The sequence below is a fragment of the Streptococcus parasanguinis genome (assembly GCF_023109675.1).
Classification (GTDB): Bacteria; Bacillota; Bacilli; order Lactobacillales; family Streptococcaceae; genus Streptococcus; species Streptococcus parasanguinis_I.
In genome coordinates this window covers 23,059-41,610 of the sequence record NZ_JALDUR010000015.1, presented here as the reverse complement: position 1 = coordinate 41,610, position 18,552 = coordinate 23,059, and the positions used below count along the sequence as shown (strand labels likewise).

Genomic DNA, 18,552 nt, shown 5'->3' with positions numbered 1-18,552 from the left:
GGACTTTTTGTGTACACTCAAAAAGCTCTATAATCTCTACAGTGGTTTTTACCCACTACAGAAATTATAGAGCCATTAATAATTGAGCATCTTTATCTGAGATGGAATAGTTATCCAAATCAATCTCTATATTAAACCAATTGTTATCAACTAAAAACTGACTAATTTTTCCTTTATACTGTGTATCGTTTTTTCCGAGTTCACTTAACAGATTTTCGATTAAAGATTTAATTGAATAAGTCATACATTACCTTTCTAACTTATCACCAAAAAGTTCATTTGCTCGCCAATTCATATAGTCAAAAACACCATTATTAACTTGACCATATTGTTTTGCGATTTCTCCTTTGTTTTGTAGATAAACCCAAGCACTCTCAGGCGATTTATCACCTCTTGCTGACATAAGCTCACTGATTTCAGAAACCCCAGATAATACTAACTGTGTCGTGTACCAGTGTCTGAAAATATGTGGGGAAATATTATGCTCCTGCAAAAGCTGCCCAAAAAAGACAACCTCTGCATCATCAGATTTTAAGAAGATTGGGATCATTTCGTCGCGAATAATCTTACGAAATCGTTGATAGTATACATCGTATGATAATGCTTTTCCTCGTCTGTTAAGATTTAAAGGTCCATAATCCTTCTCATACTTCTTACCTTCCAGATAAGTCATATAGTCATTATAAGTGTCTAAAAAGACCTCCAGAAAGATATAAGGTACTGCTTGAAGTCTTTCCTTTTTAATCCGTCCAGTTGGCTTTAAATCGCTTCGGAGAGGTATTTCTTTTCGTAGATCGATCTCAATCTTAAATACTTGCCCATCACTTTGGTGAAACAAAATACCTGGCCCTAGAGGACTATCTTCACGTCTTACATTGCATGCTTCTGATGGTCTTAAGCCAACAAAGGCTCCCAAGGCCACAACCATGAGTAAATCTTTATGATAGTGTGCTATGTGAGAAAATAACATCTCAAAAGCACTATTTGGCATATCACGAAAAATAGCTTTCTCAGTGTTGCTATCATCTACGTATATTTCAAAATTTGGTTCTTTACGTTTTATAACCCGTCCTCTACTATTCGTAAAAGTTGTCGTAGCATACAATTCTTCTGCTTTTAACTTAGCCTTTCCCTCTCGCTCACTTAAATAAAGAGTTAAGAAGTCAAGAACTGCATTTACGCATTTTTCAACGGTGCTTTTCTTTCTTTTTCCTCTATCTCCTGGTAACTGAGATAATCCATAAAGCGTAAAAAATTCTCTAACCATTTCAAGTGTAAGTTGATCTATACTTTTAAGTCCAGAAGTACCAAATATAAAATTTAGAAACTTAACAACGTAAGAAAAGCGTTTATTCCCATCATCTGAAATCGACTTGATTCTTGAAGTAGATTTAACATAACGATGAAAATCAGTAAATTGTAAGTTGCCGTCATCGTGCTTCAGAACGATAAATTGCTTTGTCACGATGTTGTTATCACCTAAAACCAGTGAATGTTTATATACAACAAATCTCATGTTATCTCCTTGTTTAATATGACTGAAGGTTCTGACTGGATTTTAGGATGTCAATACACAAAAAAACGATCAAATCAGTACCATTTTCCTTTGTGCTCTAAACTGCATAAAGGGAATATCGATGAGTACTTTCATTGATCGTTATTATTATTTAAATTAATTCAATAACAAAAGTAACTTCATCTAAGTAATCAGAGCAATTAATTAGCTCAGCAACAACGATAACCACAGCAACTCCTTCTAAACGATGAAAGGAATATCCGCCGTGGCTATCTATTTACTTTTTTTCTTTTACTTTTGTAAGTTACTTTTGTTATTTTTACTTTTTCTGTATTATATCATATTTTGATTAAATTGTCATCTGAGATAGTGATTTTAAAAAAACTGGAAATTTTTTCAATTGTATATTTTGACAATAAAAAACACTTTTATATCAATTTAATGATTTTAGAGCGTTTTTAGCTTATTTGATTTTAAAGTTGTCGTCTATTCCTCAGGATTACTTGAAGAACAGGAAAAATTCGACAACAAAGTAGTCGATCTATTCAGTTATAAAACCTATGAAGGTCTTTCTGCTGGAACTGGCCACTCCTACTTTGGAGATGTAGATTATACTCTTACTTATTCAACTGAGAATATCCCTCATGATTTCTTCTCAGGTGGTGCTAGCAAGCTTATATATTATAGCACGAAAAGGATAGAGTGTTTTATAAAATTATACTATAAAATGAAAGAGAATTACACACTCAACTCAAACAACTTATAAAACTCACCTCTCCTATCCATCAAATCACTGAAAGAACCATCTTCAACAATAACGCCATCTTTCATAAAGAGAATTCTATCGTATTTTTTCAAAATGTTCTCATTCAACTTGTGGGTTACTACAAGTGCAGTCAAATTTTGAATATCCAAGATTGAACTTTCAATTTCAGTAGTTACTTGATTATCCAAAGATGAAGTAGCCTCATCCAATAATAAGATTGGTGTTTTTCGAATCAAGGCACGCGCAATACTAAGTCTTTGTTTTTGTCCTCCAGATAGATTTGAGCCATTCTCTCCACATAAAGCTTGTAGACCAGATTCATTTTCTAAAACATAACTTTCTAAACCTGACTGCTGTACAGCTTGCTTTATTTCCTCATCGGTGAAGAATTGATTAAGAGTAATATTTGCTCTTAAAGTATCATCAAAGATATAAACGTCTTGTTGAACAATTGTCATTAAGTTATAAAGACTCTCTGCTGAAATAGCTTGTATATCTTGATTATCAATTGAAATATGCCCTCTTGTTACATCATAAAAACGCAACAATAGATTGAGCAAAGTTGATTTCCCACTCCCTGACATTCCTACAATTGCAATTTTTTCCCCTTTTTGAATCTTCAAAGATAAATGATTAAAAATCTTTTCTTCAGTATTAGGATAAGAAAAATCTATATTTGAAAAAGAAATAACATCATCGAAATATTCTTTCGTTTTACCAGTTTGAAGTTCGATTACATCTTTTACCTCAAATGCATCTAGTGTTGCCTGACCTTCACGGAATTTACTCATTCCCATACCAACTTCATTTAGTGGCATTACTACAAAATTGACCAGTTGAACAATAGCTGTTACACTTCCAATTGTGGTATAGCCATTAAAAACAAGATACATTCCTCCACCAAAGGCTACTAAAAAAACAATCATCCCCGAAAGCTGCGAAATAACATTAGCTAAGACATCAAATTTTCCTTTCATAAAATATATCTCATCCAATTTTTCGCTTTCATTTCTGTAATCTTGACGGATAGCCTCTTTCACATTAAAACTTTTTATAACTAGAAACCCTGCTAAAATATCTTTAACCTTAGCTAAATACTTCTGATCGGCAATCATGGCACTCTTTTGAAGATAAGCTGATTTTTGTCCAATGAATCCAGAAATCATCATTGGAATAATGCTAGCAATGATAACCAATAAGGTCAAATACCAATTACCTATAAACATAGCTAGGAGCGAAAAAATCATTAAGGAAATGTTTTTTGAAATATTAAAATACTGTTGTAGATAATCTTGCTCAATTTTCCTCATATTTTCGGTTAATACAGAAATAAATTTCCCTGATTTTTCTTTAGAAAAGTCTCTATAATCCCTATCTAAAATAGATTGGAACACCTTATTTTTGTATCTTGACATGATTTGCCTAACAAGTTTATTTTTCAATCGAAGAGATATAAAGTTGAGCCCTGCATATATGAAAATAACAATAGCTCCTACTAGTACCGCTTGAGTTAAGGCTTCTTTATTTTGAGACATGCCACTATCAATAATACCTTTAATAGCATAAGCAAAAGCAATATTAGTTAAAGGGACCAGTATATTAAATATCATGAAAGCATAAAAAGCCTTCTGATGGTTCTTTATCAATTGTTTCATCCTTAATCTACCTCATAATTCTTAATTTCATTTAGAAAATGTGACATAAAATATTCTTCTAAGTCAATATTCTCTCTCCTAATCTCTTTCATAGAAACCTGTTCTACCATTTCTCCATTTTTGATAAAACCAATTTTATCTGCTATCTGTGAAATTTCCGATAATATATGACTCGATATTAGAATAGTAATTCCATGCTCCTTAGAAAGCGACAACAAAAGATTTCGAATTTCTTGAATTCCTATTGGATCTAAACCATTGATTGGCTCATCTAAAATTAACAATTTAGGTTTTGTTAGAAAGGCACGAGCTAAACCAAGCCTTTGCCTCATTCCTAACGAAAAATCTTTTACTTTTTTAGTCGTATTTTTTAATCCGACCATTCTTAAGGCTCTTATTATATCTGATTCAATAATATTTTTCCCCATATACTGAGCGTGAATTTCCAAAATTTCTTTTGCAGTGCAATTATCATAAAAAATTGGTGATTCAATAATACTTCCAATCTGACTTAGGATTTCTTCTCTGTGTTCTTGTAGATTTTTCCCAAAAATTTCAATACTACCTGATGTAATTGTTGATAAGGATAACATACATTTCATTAACGTTGTTTTTCCAGCTCCATTCGGTCCTAAAAGACCATAGATTTCTCCTTCAGCAATTTGAAGGTTGATACCACTTAAAATTTCTTCTTTATCAATTGTTTTAAAAACTTCTTTTATTTCAACAATATTTCTCATTTCTATCTCTCTTTCTATATCTGGCTTTAAATACAAGAATTTTTCTCCCGGAGAATAAATACTAATTTATACAGTCTCTTTTTTTATAGAAATCATTAAGGAATTATCACTTTCCTTCAATTAAACTCGGGTATGCTACTTGATACTAATATCTTGTCTTGAAATATCAAAAATTGAAAATGAAGTAATCATTAAACTTATGAAACTTGCAAATATCAAAAAGAATAGGTTATCAGCAATATTATTAGATAAACTTCCTGGACTGGCATTCGAAAGTAATGCTGCTAAACCAAGTCCAGTAAGCATTGTTATAGCTGTCGAATGCTTAATCATACCTAAAACAAATGGTAGTAACCCTATTAGTACTGTTGCAAACGTTATTCCAGCTAAGTTAAATAATTGACTAGCTACAGGGATATAACTAGATTCAGTTACAACAGCCATGAATCTAATGAATAATTGAATCACAAAATGTGCAAAAAAATGGGCAATAAATGCTATTAGAATGACTGAAATAATTTTTCCCCATAGTAACTTTATTTTAGAAATAGGGTAAGAAAACAACTGAAAAATTGTTCTTCGTTTGAATTCATCAATAATAATCGTAGATAATAAATAAGATTCGAAAATCAAAAATGCTGATTTTGTAAATAAAGATGAAAACAATGATGCTACAATTGCCCAACCTTCCCATTTCCCAGTAATTCTAATAAGATTAGAATCCTGTCCAGTGAATTCTCCTAGTTTATTGTCAGTACCTAACCCCATAATAATGATTGCTGTAATACCTAACACTATAAATATAGTACACAACCAGGCTAAAAATAATTTAGATTTAGAAACTTTATTTAATTCAATTTTAATAAGCGACAACATAGATTCTTTCCTCCGAAGTGTAAATAAAGAATAAACTATTCAAACTAATCTCAACAAATATTTAAAAATAAGCTTATTTTTAAAACAATATCACTATACATACTATCGGTATGTATATACTAAAAAACAAACATACCTGTGGTATGTATAATAGATTTTTAATAACACACTTAAAGTATGTTATTTTTTAATTATCAATTATGTAAGATAATTTATTCAATTAATAATACATAAATAGAAATTAGTATTAACAAGAATGTCATAGGACTACTTATTTACTATTTTTTAAGTGATCAAATAAGTTGAAAATAACCTCCATCATTTCATCAGAAATTAACTGTACCCCTAGACCTTCAAAAGTAAGTTTAATGAAATTCATTTTACGCTTTAATTCCTCTACTGAAAAAACGGAAATTTGAAAACCAATCCAAATATTTAGAGTCAAAACAATTAAATCTGCTAGCTCTTCTGGATAGTCTGTTTTAATAGACCCATCTTCAACACCTTCGTAAACTTTTTCTCTAATTTCCGGTAAAAAATCAGAAAATAGACCTAGATACTGCTCTCCTAACAAACGTGGACTTCTTAGCATAATTGAAGCAGAGTAAACGAGCCTTTGGTGTTCAAAATTAGAGAAAGAGTCCATCAAAGAATTTTGTATCTTTTCTAATCCAGTATTTCCTCTCCAATTATAATTTAAAATTTCTTGATTATTTTCGCTAATGATTGTTTGTAGGATATCATATTTAGACTCAAAATGATGATAGATAACACCTTTCGTCAATCCACCTAAGCCATCAATGATATCTTGTATTGACGTATTATCAAATCCTTTTTCTAAAAATAAATTTTTGGAGACCTCTAGTATTTTTTTTCTAGTTTCATGTGAGTTTCTATTCCTTGCCATTTTAGTCCCTTTCTATCATACTGATGGTATGTAATTCTATTGTAGTGGAAGTAACTAATAATGTCAAGTTCTTTATTGGAAAATGAAAAAAGCCTTAAAATCAAGGCTTTTCTATACTTTCACAAATAATCCTAATAAAATTCCATTCAACTTCTTCTAAGCATCTTTTCTAAAAAATAAATTGACAATCTCATCTTCTGAAAAGCCTAGCTCACCAAGTTTTTCAAACAAAATTTTAACTAGCTTGTTAGATTCTTGATATCTTATCTCTTTTATTTCTTGCTCGCTTGCTATGACAAAATATCCTAATGTTCCACAGCTAGTAACCAAATTCTGTTCTTCGAGAACTTTCATTGCTTTTTGGACAGTTGCCGGATTACACTTCTCGTTTTCTGCTAATCTCCTTATTGAAGGAATTTGTTGTTCAGGTGCATAATCACCTCTTAAAATAGTCGTTCTTAATTTTGATGCAATTTGTAAATATAGATGGTGTTTCATTTAATCTTTTTATTATTACTTTCCCTAACAAACTTCCAATATGCAGAATAAGGGATGGCTGTAGCTAGTAGAAGATAGTATTTATTTGCAAACATATCTGCTACTCCTTTTGCATTGAAATGAATAGGAACTTTCTCAGGGAGAAATCCACAAATAATGACTATGATGACCATCATTCCCAACAAAACCAAAATATCTTTTAACAGTCTATTTTTCATCTTATTTTCCTCCTTTAACTAGATAAAATTTAACTTGGTCATTTTTATATAAACTCTAAACGAAATAGCCAGTAAAATTACTGATACTGCTTGCAAAACAAATATAATCGGAAGATTAAAAAACCAATTAAGCAAAATAGGCGTAATAAGCGTAATCATACTAATAATTCCAGTTACAATAACAGGAAGACTTTGTTTGACAACTATCATCTCACTGTCCCAATCATAGTTAGGATATTTTTTATTTAATGAAATTCCGATTACCATTATAAAAAGGGAGTAACATATGGGAACAATAACTAGATTCATAACTTGAATAGGATTCATATCAAGTTTCAGCATAAATACAGATACAGAAATCATATATCCAATCAAATGAAGTGTAAGGTTGACAGCTATCTTAGCATTTAAAATCGTTTTCACTTCAACTGGAGAACTTTTCAAAATCCAAATATTTTTACCTTCTAAAGATATAGATGAAGCTGCTGGACAACTGAGTGAAAGCATAGATGCAATAAAGACGGGAGCTAAGTTTGAAAGATACTCATTTATATTTTCAATTCCTGCAGAATTTCCTATTTGACCTACAGAATTAAAAAGGAAACATATACTAAAGACACATAAAAGAATTACTCCAAGCCCAGCATTCAAGACTGCCATATAAGAACTTAAAAATCGTCCAAGCTCTTTTTGATACAAGGAAAAAAATACCGATTTTCTTTCATAAGATACTTTGTCATTAGCATAACTTGATTTTGTATTGGCAAGTGTATTAAGTAGTCCATACTTCAACGAAGCAATTTTGACAAATAGATAAAAGACGACTATTGAAAGAACTATATAAAATCCCATCCCATAGTACATTGGAAAATTGTAGTATGACATAAATAGTCTAGAAATTGGATACAGTCTAGTAATTTGCTTAGCCAGAGTAACCCCAATACTACTTTCATCACCTGATTGCAAAGCTGATAATGCAAAATATCCAATTATACCTAGCATCGCAAATGAAAAAATAAGAGAGATAACATTTTTTCTTTTAAAAAAAGATGAAGCGAAAACAATAACGAGTCCCATGCATGCCGCTATACACATGGGAATCAAAGGGACAAAAATTATAGAAGTAAAATACAATATAATCTGTAGGAGGTTTAAACTTCCGTTCAAGCTCCATACAATTCCACCCGGGAGCATAAATATCAAGCCTATTAAAAAATTCAATAAGTACATAAACATAAACTTGCTGGTGATAATATACGAACTTTTAACAGGTAAGGATTGGAGAATTTCCATATCTCGACTGCCAAATAAAATGCCATTCGAATAAAATACTGTAAAAAATAATATTGAAAAACTTGAGACAGAGACCATATATGCTGGAATCAAGTTCTGCTGTCCGACGTGTACCAATGTTTTCGCTGTTATTATATTATAAACAAAGCAAAATAAGGAAAGAGTTATTATGCCAAAACTCGCAATAGCCATTGAACTTTGTTTTTTATTTCGTGAATCTCTAATCTCATTAATAGGAAAGAAATTAATCAATTGCGCTTTAAGCAGTATCCAAATGTTACTCATTGTTCTGCACCTCCATGAAAAATGCCTCCAATGATTCATCACCTTTGACGTCTCCCGTATTGCCACTTGCAATTAACTTTCCATTTTTGATAATGGCAATCTTATTACATAATTTTTCCGCAACATCCAATACATGGGTTGAAAAGAAAATAGCACCTCCATCTGAAACACACTCATGCATAATTTTCTTTAGTAGGAAAGTTGCTTTGGGATCTAGCCCAACAAAAGGTTCATCTAAAATCAACAGTTTGGGAGAATGTACAAGTGCAGAAATAATGGCTGTTCGTTGCTTCATTCCATGTGAATATGAAGAAATAATCCCCGAAAGATGCTCAGTCATATCAAATAAATCACCGTATTTTTGTATTCTCTCCTTGCGTATTTTTGTAGGAATTTCAAACAAGTCAGCAATAAAATTAATATATTGAAGTCCTGTCATATGTTCATACAAATCTGGATTATCTGGGATATACGCCATCATTTTTTTACAAATAACAGGTTCTTCTTTAATAGAATGACCGTTGATAATTATACTTCCTTCTTCAAAATCATGGATACCGACAACTGCCTTTATCGTTGATGTTTTTCCCGCACCATTTGCTCCAATAAAACCATAAATATCTCCAGGCTGTACTGAAATAGACAGGTTATCCACAACCTTCTTATCCCCATAACTTTTACTAAAATTCTTTATCTCTAACATATTTTCGTCTCCATTGACAATTTGTCAGTCATATTTTGAAATAATACCGATAGCTTGTTTTGATTTAGCTATCGGTACATAGTTCTCTTTACAAACATTCTATCTTTTTTTAATTGCTAAAGAGTTCTTTTGTATTTAGATTTTGTTCCAGCATTATCTTAAATGCATTCAAGTAATCTTTGACAGTTTCTTTCTTTGAAGTTTTTATACCTATGTTATTTGAAACAAAAACATAGGCTGTCATCAGAAATTCTGCTGTTTCTGATGGATATTTTACAGAAAATACTTTTTCTGAGATGCCTTGATTTATTATCCTCTCAAAATATATAGTCAGTTTTTCAATGAGCTTATGAGATAACTTATCTAACATATAACGATTTTCTTCAAGATCAACCGTCTTTTGTAACTCAGTTCCTTCCGCTGAAACGTTATCTGTAGAGATTATTGTGGCATCTATAAAGGCTCTTGTTTTTTCAATAGCAGTTTTGTCATCATCATAGACAATCACGTGAATATCACTCAATAATTTCTCTGAATATCGTTCCACGAGACAATACAGAATATCTTCTTTATTCTTAAAGTGATAGTATAGCAAACCTCGTGATATATTTACCTTATCGACTATATCCTGAGTTGTTGTGTTCGCATATCCTTTCTCCATAAAGAGGAGCATAGCAGCGTCCATAATCTCAGCCCGTCGAATTTCCGGATCTTTTACATCTCGCATTTTATTCCTCCTGCTTATAAATTATACTACTCTACTGACAAATTGTCAATTATAAAATTACCTTTTTGAGGATACCAAAAAAACCTTGACACTAAGGCTTTTTCGTTAACATTTTTTCTAAGCTCGTACAAGCAGTGATGCTGCCTCAACATGGGTTTTAGAGGACTAAATGGAGTCTGAATTGCCTGATAGAGATGTAGTATTGATTAAGCAATCAACAAAAAATGTACAAAACAAAAATAAAGTACACTGCTTAATGAGTGTACTTTATCCTTCTAATTCGGTTTTATCAATAGTTTAGCTCTAGTTAAGTCGATTAGTTAAATGAATTTAGACTATTGCTTTTTATAACGACTATAAATTGTATGTTCAATACTATAATTTATCTTTCGAATCTACTTCTTCATAATTTATCGGAATTAAAGCTACTTCACTGCTTAGAGTAGATTGTTTTTCATTTTCACTTATTTGAATGGCATTTTTGAGTGAAAAAATAACTTCTCTTACAAGATTTAATAAATCTAATGCAAACTCTTGAAGTTCAGATTCAGTTAGATACAGTCTCGTTTCATTATTATCTTCACTTCCATCAAAAATATTCAATGTTATATTAGTAAACCTGTGCTCTAAATAATTTCTAATAATTTTCAATCGCTTTGAGTTTGGATTAGCTGTTAAAGAATTATCACCATTATCAAAATCTTTCGCTATCCAAAATATAGATGACAGGCCAATGTTCTTATTCAAAAATTTATTTAAATCGCTATTAGACATCCAAATTGAATGAAAATTTACTTGTCTAGTCTTAATTTTAAGAGAATAATATTCATTTATAAACATTGCAACTTTGTCTAATAATGAATAGAGTGTTTTAAAAGCCGCTTTTAATCCTTCAAGTCTGATAGAGTATTGTACGTAGTCTAGACAATCAATAAGATTAACATTCTCGTCAGCATAATGAACCGAATCAACCTCAATGCTATTAAAACAGAGATAACGGGCATAAACATATTCTTGCTTAATTTGATTAAACATAGAAATGTATTTGTTTAAATCTTTATCCGATTGAAACAATAAACTTGGTAGTAAAAGATTGTCATCATATCTATTTATATCGTCAGCTTGTAAGTCATTAAGTGGATTAAGATACAGCCCGTTGTTCCAACACCATTCACGATACTTTTGTGAATTAGGATTATAATCAATGTTTTTACAAGAGCATTCATCTAAAACTTTATAATCAAGATATTGTTCGTAAAGTTTAATAAATTGCTTTTCTGCGTTTTTAACTCTGTTTGGATCTGAAACAGTTATACTTGTTTCTATTAAATTTTTAATTTTTTTAATAAAGTGAAGATGTTCGTTATCATTCAAAAAATTACGATAATGATGTAGACAAATAGCCAAGTTACCACTAGCCATTGTGAATCTTGGATTGATTTGTATACATTTACAATACATCTTAATAGCTAACTGTTTTCTACCACAAGCATCTAATAGATTCGCGTAATTGGTGTATAGTGAACATAATAATGGGTGAATAAAGCTATTGTTCTCAGGATTTATATCAATATTATTTGAAATTTCGATAGCTTTTCTAAAGTAATAAATTTGTTGAACTGTACAATCGGTATCTATGTTGAATACTAGGTTATCACTTAGTTCAAATATATCACCATATGCTGTCCCAATAGAATAAAGTAAATGAATTTTGGAAATATCATCAATAGTATTTTCCATATTTTTACCAATTTCTATTAGTCTATAAATCTCATCTATATCTTTATTTTTAAAAGCATTGTCGAAATCCATTGACAATTTAAGTACACTATGGTTAATTAGATTATTCGTTAACATCTTCATCCCAAACTAAATATTTCGATTTTAAATTTGATTTTCCTTTATTTTCTTGTTCTTCAACTAACATATCAGATAAAAACTCTTTTATCATTTCCCAATTAAAATTCTCTTTAAAACCTCTACTACCATCAGAAGGAACATTTAATGAAAATGTTGCAAATACAGTTTCACAAGTTCTTCTTGGAAATTTTGCTAAGTAAGAATCAAAAAATGAATTTGAATACCTATAATAATGGCTATGAATAAAGTCTTTCCATGTATTTAGCATAGTCTCTTCGTCTACAATATCTATTACGGAAACTTCTTCAAGTGGTCGGTCTTCAATATTTCCCCATGCTTTTTTCATTAAATTAACAGCATCTACATCGCTCTTAGGAGCACTGTATCCAAAAATAGTTAACATATATGAATGATCGACAAAGTAATCTAATGCTTTCCAACACCAATTTATGTATCCATCGGAAGAATAGTCTTTGTTTTTTACGGGATACAATAATTTTGTTGGATTTAATTTTTTATAACATGTTGGGCAATAGTAATCTACTGTTCCAAACTCAGTATGTTCTTCACAAAAACCGATAGCTACATTCCCATGTAAACAAAGAATTTGTGGCAGGTTCCGAGTAATTTTTGAACAGCGAACATAAGCTTGTATAAGTAAAGGGTCCCAATTAAACGTAGCTATGCAATCTTTATTAGTTAAACTTAATATTAAAAGATCATAAATTGTTGGTTCATCAGGTAACTCCAACGAAGCAAAATAATCATAGAGTCTTTCTTCTAGCTTTCTAACTATTTCAGAGCACTCTTCTCTCTCAAATAATTCTGAATAGATATCTTCTAAATTTTCGCTCTTTGTCTGTAATTCAACACCAGCAAGAATTTCTTCTAAATTAAGTTTTTTTAGCAATCCATTCATAACTGAAGAGCTTTTCCCATTTTTATCACCATCTGGAATTGCTGCAATAGTAGCACCAGCGCCTAGAATAACTGTATGCGATCTCATCTCATTTCTCCTGAAAGTCTTTTGACACTATTATACCACTGTATCTACTTTATCTATGCTTCAAATACTATTAATATAGCCATAAATATTTTAAATAAAGTGTACAATTGAACCGTCACTCCTTCTACTGTTACTTGAGTAAAAAATGTACAAATCAATTTCTTAGATTTGAGGATGTTATGTACTAGAAAACATACAAAATACCACCCCAGAATAATGTACAAAATAAAAATAAAGTACACTTTTTAAAGAATGTACTTTATGCTTCTAATTCAGCTATAGCAATGGTTTAAGTCTTGTTTAGTCAATTGTACATAAACTTTTAGTTTTCCTATCTATACTAGATCCCTTTTAACCACAATAAAATCAGCAAATCTCATGGATTTACTGATTGTTTTCTTCTGTAACTTATTTTTCTACATATCGAAATGAAATCTTACTACCACAGAGCCAATTATAGACTCGATCATTGACTTGAACGTTCATAGCTTCATGAGCATATTCTGGCATGATTAAATGCTCTTTTGGACATTCTAAGCGATTATAAATAGCAAACTGCGTTTCAGGATAACAGACATCATCATCTAGCCCGGTAATCATGTGAACTTGTCCTTTGATGCGATGAGCGAAATTTTTCACATCAATATAGGCTAAAGTCTGCATCAAACGATCTTCCGTTTCATGGAATGGATCATGGAACTTGAAATAACGGAAAAGCTCGTCATAGGCCTCACTGGTATTTCCGATCTCTAATACCCGTCTGAAATCTGATAAGAATGGGTAAATGGCGACTGTTCGTTGAATCCGTTGATTCAATCCAGCAGCAACCAGAGCAAGGGCACCGCCTTGAGATGCTCCGTAGCTGGCAAGTTTGCTGTCGTCTACTTGAGGGAGGCTGGCTACAATTTCAATTAACTGGTAAAGATCTAAATAGACATCCTTATAAAAGAGCTCATCCGGACCTTCCACGGCTCCGCGGATAATCTGTCCTTTAACCGTATTTCCAAGTGGTGAGCGATCTCCGTCGGTTGAATAGCCTGACTGCCCTCTCACGTCCATAGACACAACACCATTGCCGGCTACTGTATAAGCTAACATATCAGCCCAATCCCAACAACGTCCCATATAGCCATGAAAATGGAAAATAACGGGAACTTTTTGATCCGTTTTTGGGAGAACAACCCGCGCATAAACAAGTCCATCTCGTGTTCCTTTAAAGGTTAATTCATAACAAATCTCATTTGGAATGCTGAAATCTCGTTCTTCGAGCTTGTATTCAGGCAGTTCAGTAATTTTTGCTAGGACTTGATCCCAAAAAGCATCAAAATCTGCGGGAACCTCATCCCGCCCCTTGTAATCTTTCATTGTTTCTAATAATTTGGGATCTTTCATAAAATCCTCCTTAAGTATATGTAATCGTTACCAAAAATGTACCATATTTACTTAAGGATTGCAAGAGACAAATAAAAATTACATAACCGAAATTATGTAATTTAATTATAGATTCAAAAACAGACTTAATTGTTTTACTAGATCTGGATTAGTGGGTAAAGCTGAATGATGAGCCTTACGACCATTTAAATTCACTTCTGTATAGGCCTGATTGTCAAAAATAGATTGTGCTGCTTGTGCGCTAGAAAGAGGGACGATGCCATCTGATTTTCCAGCAAAGCTACCGATAAAATTAAGGACTTCTACTTCTTTTCCCAGGCGATGCTTCCATTTTTGAAAATCGTCAAACATTTCTTGATTGAATTGGTAAGGACTGCCAATAATAGCTAACTTGCTGACGGTTACCTTCTTTTTCTCTAAAAAGCCACTTTCCAATAAACCAGTCAAAACCAGTCCACCATTAGAATGCCCGACTGCCTTGAACTCTGTAAAATGATAGTGATCAAGAAGGTAGGTTAGAGCTATCTTAAGGGATTCAACTTGCTGCTTGATATTGCTGTAGCCATCTCGATTGTTCTCAAAGCCAATCACAATCATAGGATTCGGCTCTTTCGTATTCAGTCTTCCTTCCATCTCTATAGACTCATCTTTGTTGACTTTTATTTTTAAGAGACTCTGTTTTTTTCTAGAAAAGCGATGGAGCATACGGATGGTTCCGTTGAATCGCTGGATACTGGCTGAACTCCCAGGTACAAAGATGATTGGTCTAATCGGTGGTTTCTTCGACCCTTTAGGAAATTCAAAGGCCTTTCTGTGCGAAGAAAACAATCTTGCAAAGAAACGAATGACTTGTTGAAATAGTTTTTTTAACATCTTTCCTCTAGTAGTAGTTTCTAAAAGAACCCAGAACAGTGTGTTCCAGGCCCTTATTAGAAACGATTATTTCCGTTTTTTCTTATTTTTGCGCATTTGTTTGGCCATCTTGTTCATCGCCCGTTTCATCATAAATTCACCGGCTTTTCCTTTGAGACCACCGCCAAACATTTGGCTCATATCAGGCATTCCAGCGCCTCCACCAAGAGCTGACAAGTCAGGCATGCCACCTTGTCCCATCAAGCCTTCGAGGGCAGACATATCAGGCATTCCACCAGGCATATTCTTCGGCATGTTATTTGGATTGAGCCCCATTTGTTTCATCATCTTATTCATATCGCCAGAGAGGACGCCTTGCATCATCTGTTTGGCTTGGTTAAAGTCCTTGATGAATTTATTGACTTCGACAAAGCTATTTCCTGAACCAGCAGCAATCCGACGACGACGGCTTGGATTTAACAAATCTGGATTTTCTCGTTCAGCTGGGGTCATGGATGATACAATTGCACGTTTGCGAGCAATTTCTCGTTCATCAACCTTAAGGTTCTTCATAGCTGGATTGTTGGCCATCCCTGGAAGCATTTTGAGCAGATCTTCCATTGGTCCCATGTTTTGAACTTGGTCTAACTGATCGATGAAATCGTTGAAGTCAAAGGTGTTTTCCCGCATCTTCTCAGCGAGTTCAAGAGAGCGTTTCTCATCGTATTCTTGAGAAGCCTTCTCGATCAGTGTCAGCATATCCCCCATACCGAGGATCCGGCCAGACATACGGTCTGGGTGGAAGGTTTCGATATCCGTGATTTTTTCACCAGTACCAGTAAACTTGATTGGTTTCCCAGTAATCTGACGGACAGAAAGGGCTGCACCACCACGGGTATCCCCATCGATCTTGGTCAAGATGACCCCAGTCACTTCGAGTTGTTCATTGAACTCACGCGCCACATTGGCCGCTTCTTGACCGATCATGGCATCGACAACCAAGAGGATTTCGTTTGGCTCGGCAAGGGCTTTGACATCGCGCAATTCGCCCATGAGTTTTTCATCGATTTGCAGACGACCGGCTGTATCGATCAAGACATAGTCATTGTGATTGGCTCTCGCCTGCTCCAAACCTTGACGTACGATCTCCACTGCAGGGACTTCAGTACCAAGTGAGAAGACAGGGACATTGATCTGCTGACCAAGCGTCTTCAACTGGTCAATGGCTGCTGGTCGATAGATATCGGCCGCAATCATCAAAGGACGCGCATTTTCTTCCTTGACCAATTTGTTGGCCAATTTCCCAGCAAAGGTTGTTTTACCAGCCCCCTGAAGACCGACCATCATGATAATGGTTGGAATCTTTGGAGATTTGATAATTTCTGCTGTTTCTGAACCCAAAATGGCTGTCAATTCTTCATCGACAATCTTCACGATTTGTTGGGCAGGGTTCAAAGTTTCAATGACCTCATGACCAACAGCCCGCTCGCGGACGCGTTTGATGAAGTCTTTTACAACAGGAAGGGCAACGTCAGCCTCTAAGAGGGCTAGACGAATCTCTTTGGTTGCCTCTTGGACATCCGCTTCAGAGATTTTCCCTTTCTTACGAAGATTTTTAAAGACGTTTTGTAAACGTTCGGTTAAACTTTCAAATGCCATTATTTTCTCCTATTTTTTCAATTCAGTGGAAATCGTCCAAAATGTTGCAAACATTCTAGTTCTTCGGGTGTGACTTCTTTCATGATTTCATTTGGATATCCCCAACAGCTAAAACCTATTTGCATAGCTTTGGAGATATCATTGGGCGAGATAATCTGTAGTCGAGTAGGAAATTCTTCCTCTGCGACTAATAGTTTGCAAGGTATTCCTTGATAAATGACGAGACTGCCCATAATCACTCCCGATTGTCAATGCTTGATAAAATTTCAACCTGCTCTTGTAGAAAAGTATCTTCCGGATAGCGTTCTAAAATCTGATCAAAAATCTGGCTGCGTACAATGTAATCGGAATACATATGGAGTTTCATTTCGTAATCTTCCAAAATCTTTTCTGTACGTTTAATATTGTCATAGACCGCTTGACGGCTCACTCCAAACTCTTCTGCAATCTCAGCCAAGCTGTAGTCATCTGCGTAGTAGAGCTCGATGTAGTTCATCTGCTTGTCCGTCAAGAGCGCTGCATAAAACTCAAAGAGCGCATTCATTCGGTTGGTTTTCTCAATTTCCATACCTTTCATTATATCAAAAAATCCCGCTAAAGACTAGCGGGACTTGATGCTTTTTGAGCTTGAAGTAAGAGGATTCATCATTAAAGTTTCAGTGCCAACATATTGACCGTCATCCCTGCTGCAGTTCCCATCAAGAAGATGGTATCTCCTTCCTTCACATAGCCATGATCCAATGCATAGGCTAGGCCGAAAGGCACGGCTACCGAAACCATATTTCCATAATCACTGACAATATTGAGGTACTTGTCTTTGCCGACGCCCAATTTGTCCATGACGAGTGGTAAGGCGCGACTTGCTTGGTGAGGAATAATATAGTCTACAGCATCTTTAGAAATGCCTGATTTCTCTTGGAATTCTTGGAACATTTCTGGAATAACACGGGCAGAAAGCAAAAGGATCTTCTTCCCTTTCATGTCAAACATGAAATCGGTCTTGGTTGCTTCAGAGTATAATTTCGGATGATACGCTGTCAAACCACCACGAATCTCGGTATCATGAGCTCCCTCAGACCAGGTACGTTGCATGCTAGCAATGATTCCTTTATCTTCCTTTGTTGCTTCAAAGATAAAAGCTGCAGCGCCATCGCTAAACAGTTCAAAGCTTTCTTTTTGTTTAGGATTAAGCCCTAGGCTCCCTACTTCACTAGATACAATCAGAACCCGACGGTATTCGCCACCTTCAATCAGATAAGAAACAGTGCTCAAAGCTGATACAAAACTGGTACAAGTTGTATTGATATCCATAGCAGGAATCGTTAGTCCCTTGGCCACGCGCTCATGGATCAAAGCAGCTGTACAAGGGATGGGCTGAACGCCAACCGCACTAGCCGAAACCAGGCAGTCGATGTCTGCCATTTCAAGACCCGCATGGTTTAAAGCAGCTTCGATCGCACGGGCTGCAAGATCAATCTGTGTTTCTTCTCCTTCTTTCACGCGGTAACGAGTCTGGTCTTTGAAAGTCACTGTATGAACTGGAAGCGCTGTTCCATAGCCTTTAATTTGCAAATGTCTTTTTACAGTAGTCATAGGATT

Annotated in this window: 19 protein-coding genes; all 19 read right to left on the bottom strand. The window is 34.0% G+C overall.

Annotated elements, in window-relative coordinates; all coding sequences use genetic code 11:
* Window positions 1-64: 64 nt before the first annotated feature.
* Window positions 65-244: a hypothetical protein gene (locus tag M1G14_RS09440; RefSeq protein WP_247926537.1), complete on the bottom strand. Its 180-nt coding sequence runs from the start codon at window positions 242-244 to the stop codon at window positions 65-67.
* Between the two features lie 3 nt (window positions 245-247).
* Window positions 248-1,516: a site-specific integrase gene (locus M1G14_RS09435; protein WP_075228594.1), complete on the bottom strand. Its 1,269-nt coding sequence runs from the start codon at window positions 1,514-1,516 to the stop codon at window positions 248-250.
* 738 nt (window positions 1,517-2,254) lie between these two features.
* On the bottom strand, window positions 2,255-3,937 hold the full coding sequence (locus M1G14_RS09430) for an ABC transporter ATP-binding protein (RefSeq protein WP_247926536.1): 1,683 nt from the start codon (window positions 3,935-3,937) through the stop codon (window positions 2,255-2,257).
* Between the two features lie 2 nt (window positions 3,938-3,939).
* On the bottom strand, window positions 3,940-4,677 hold the full coding sequence (locus tag M1G14_RS09425) for an ABC transporter ATP-binding protein (RefSeq protein WP_201037127.1): 738 nt from the start codon (window positions 4,675-4,677) through the stop codon (window positions 3,940-3,942).
* 135 nt (window positions 4,678-4,812) lie between these two features.
* The gene (locus tag M1G14_RS09420; protein ID WP_247926535.1) at window positions 4,813-5,553 is read right to left on the bottom strand and encodes an ABC transporter permease; all 741 of its coding nucleotides are present in this window, start codon (window positions 5,551-5,553) and stop codon (window positions 4,813-4,815) included.
* A gap of 271 nt (window positions 5,554-5,824) precedes the next feature.
* Window positions 5,825-6,460: a TetR/AcrR family transcriptional regulator gene (locus M1G14_RS09415; protein WP_025197151.1), complete on the bottom strand. Its 636-nt coding sequence runs from the start codon at window positions 6,458-6,460 to the stop codon at window positions 5,825-5,827.
* A 156-nt stretch (window positions 6,461-6,616) separates the two neighbouring features.
* Window positions 6,617-6,958 (bottom strand): GntR family transcriptional regulator, encoded by a 342-nt coding sequence (locus tag M1G14_RS09410; RefSeq protein WP_025197150.1) that lies wholly within the window; start codon window positions 6,956-6,958, stop codon window positions 6,617-6,619.
* Window positions 6,955-7,176, bottom strand: coding sequence for a DUF1648 domain-containing protein (locus tag M1G14_RS09405; protein ID WP_025197149.1), 222 nt, complete (start codon window positions 7,174-7,176; stop codon window positions 6,955-6,957). The genes M1G14_RS09410 and M1G14_RS09405 overlap by 4 nt, the downstream gene beginning before the upstream one ends.
* Before the next feature lie 18 nt (window positions 7,177-7,194).
* On the bottom strand, window positions 7,195-8,754 hold the full coding sequence (locus M1G14_RS09400; RefSeq protein ID WP_075228599.1) for a putative ABC transporter permease subunit: 1,560 nt from the start codon (window positions 8,752-8,754) through the stop codon (window positions 7,195-7,197).
* Window positions 8,747-9,457 (bottom strand): ABC transporter ATP-binding protein, encoded by a 711-nt coding sequence (locus tag M1G14_RS09395; protein ID WP_025197147.1) that lies wholly within the window; start codon window positions 9,455-9,457, stop codon window positions 8,747-8,749. Before M1G14_RS09395 ends, M1G14_RS09400 begins: the two co-directional genes overlap by 8 nt.
* Window positions 9,458-9,566: 109 nt before the next feature.
* A complete protein-coding gene (locus tag M1G14_RS09390) occupies window positions 9,567-10,184 on the bottom strand; it encodes a TetR/AcrR family transcriptional regulator (RefSeq protein WP_025197146.1) in 618 nt (205 codons plus the stop codon).
* A gap of 375 nt (window positions 10,185-10,559) precedes the next feature.
* Window positions 10,560-12,041 (bottom strand): LA2681 family HEPN domain-containing protein, encoded by a 1,482-nt coding sequence (locus M1G14_RS09385; protein ID WP_247926534.1) that lies wholly within the window; start codon window positions 12,039-12,041, stop codon window positions 10,560-10,562.
* On the bottom strand, window positions 12,028-13,050 hold the full coding sequence (locus M1G14_RS09380) for a hypothetical protein (protein ID WP_247926533.1): 1,023 nt from the start codon (window positions 13,048-13,050) through the stop codon (window positions 12,028-12,030). The genes M1G14_RS09385 and M1G14_RS09380 overlap by 14 nt, the downstream gene beginning before the upstream one ends.
* A gap of 408 nt (window positions 13,051-13,458) precedes the next feature.
* Window positions 13,459-14,442 carry an acetylxylan esterase gene (locus M1G14_RS09375; protein WP_247926532.1) on the bottom strand — a complete coding sequence of 328 codons (984 nt, stop codon included), beginning with the start codon at window positions 14,440-14,442 and terminating at the stop codon, window positions 13,459-13,461.
* 105 nt (window positions 14,443-14,547) lie between these two features.
* Window positions 14,548-15,315 (bottom strand): alpha/beta hydrolase, encoded by a 768-nt coding sequence (locus M1G14_RS09370; RefSeq protein ID WP_247926531.1) that lies wholly within the window; start codon window positions 15,313-15,315, stop codon window positions 14,548-14,550.
* Between the two features lie 66 nt (window positions 15,316-15,381).
* Window positions 15,382-16,953: a signal recognition particle protein gene (ffh, locus tag M1G14_RS09365; protein WP_070465910.1), complete on the bottom strand. Its 1,572-nt coding sequence runs from the start codon at window positions 16,951-16,953 to the stop codon at window positions 15,382-15,384.
* 17 nt (window positions 16,954-16,970) lie between these two features.
* Window positions 16,971-17,186 carry a 2-oxoglutarate:acceptor oxidoreductase gene (locus M1G14_RS09360; protein ID WP_129299261.1) on the bottom strand — a complete coding sequence of 72 codons (216 nt, stop codon included), beginning with the start codon at window positions 17,184-17,186 and terminating at the stop codon, window positions 16,971-16,973.
* A gap of 2 nt (window positions 17,187-17,188) precedes the next feature.
* Window positions 17,189-17,521 carry a putative DNA-binding protein gene (locus M1G14_RS09355; RefSeq protein ID WP_003001435.1) on the bottom strand — a complete coding sequence of 111 codons (333 nt, stop codon included), beginning with the start codon at window positions 17,519-17,521 and terminating at the stop codon, window positions 17,189-17,191.
* Between the two features lie 80 nt (window positions 17,522-17,601).
* Window positions 17,602-18,546: a 3-oxoacyl-[acyl-carrier-protein] synthase III C-terminal domain-containing protein gene (locus tag M1G14_RS09350; protein ID WP_031573266.1), complete on the bottom strand. Its 945-nt coding sequence runs from the start codon at window positions 18,544-18,546 to the stop codon at window positions 17,602-17,604.
* Window positions 18,547-18,552 lie beyond the last annotated feature (6 nt).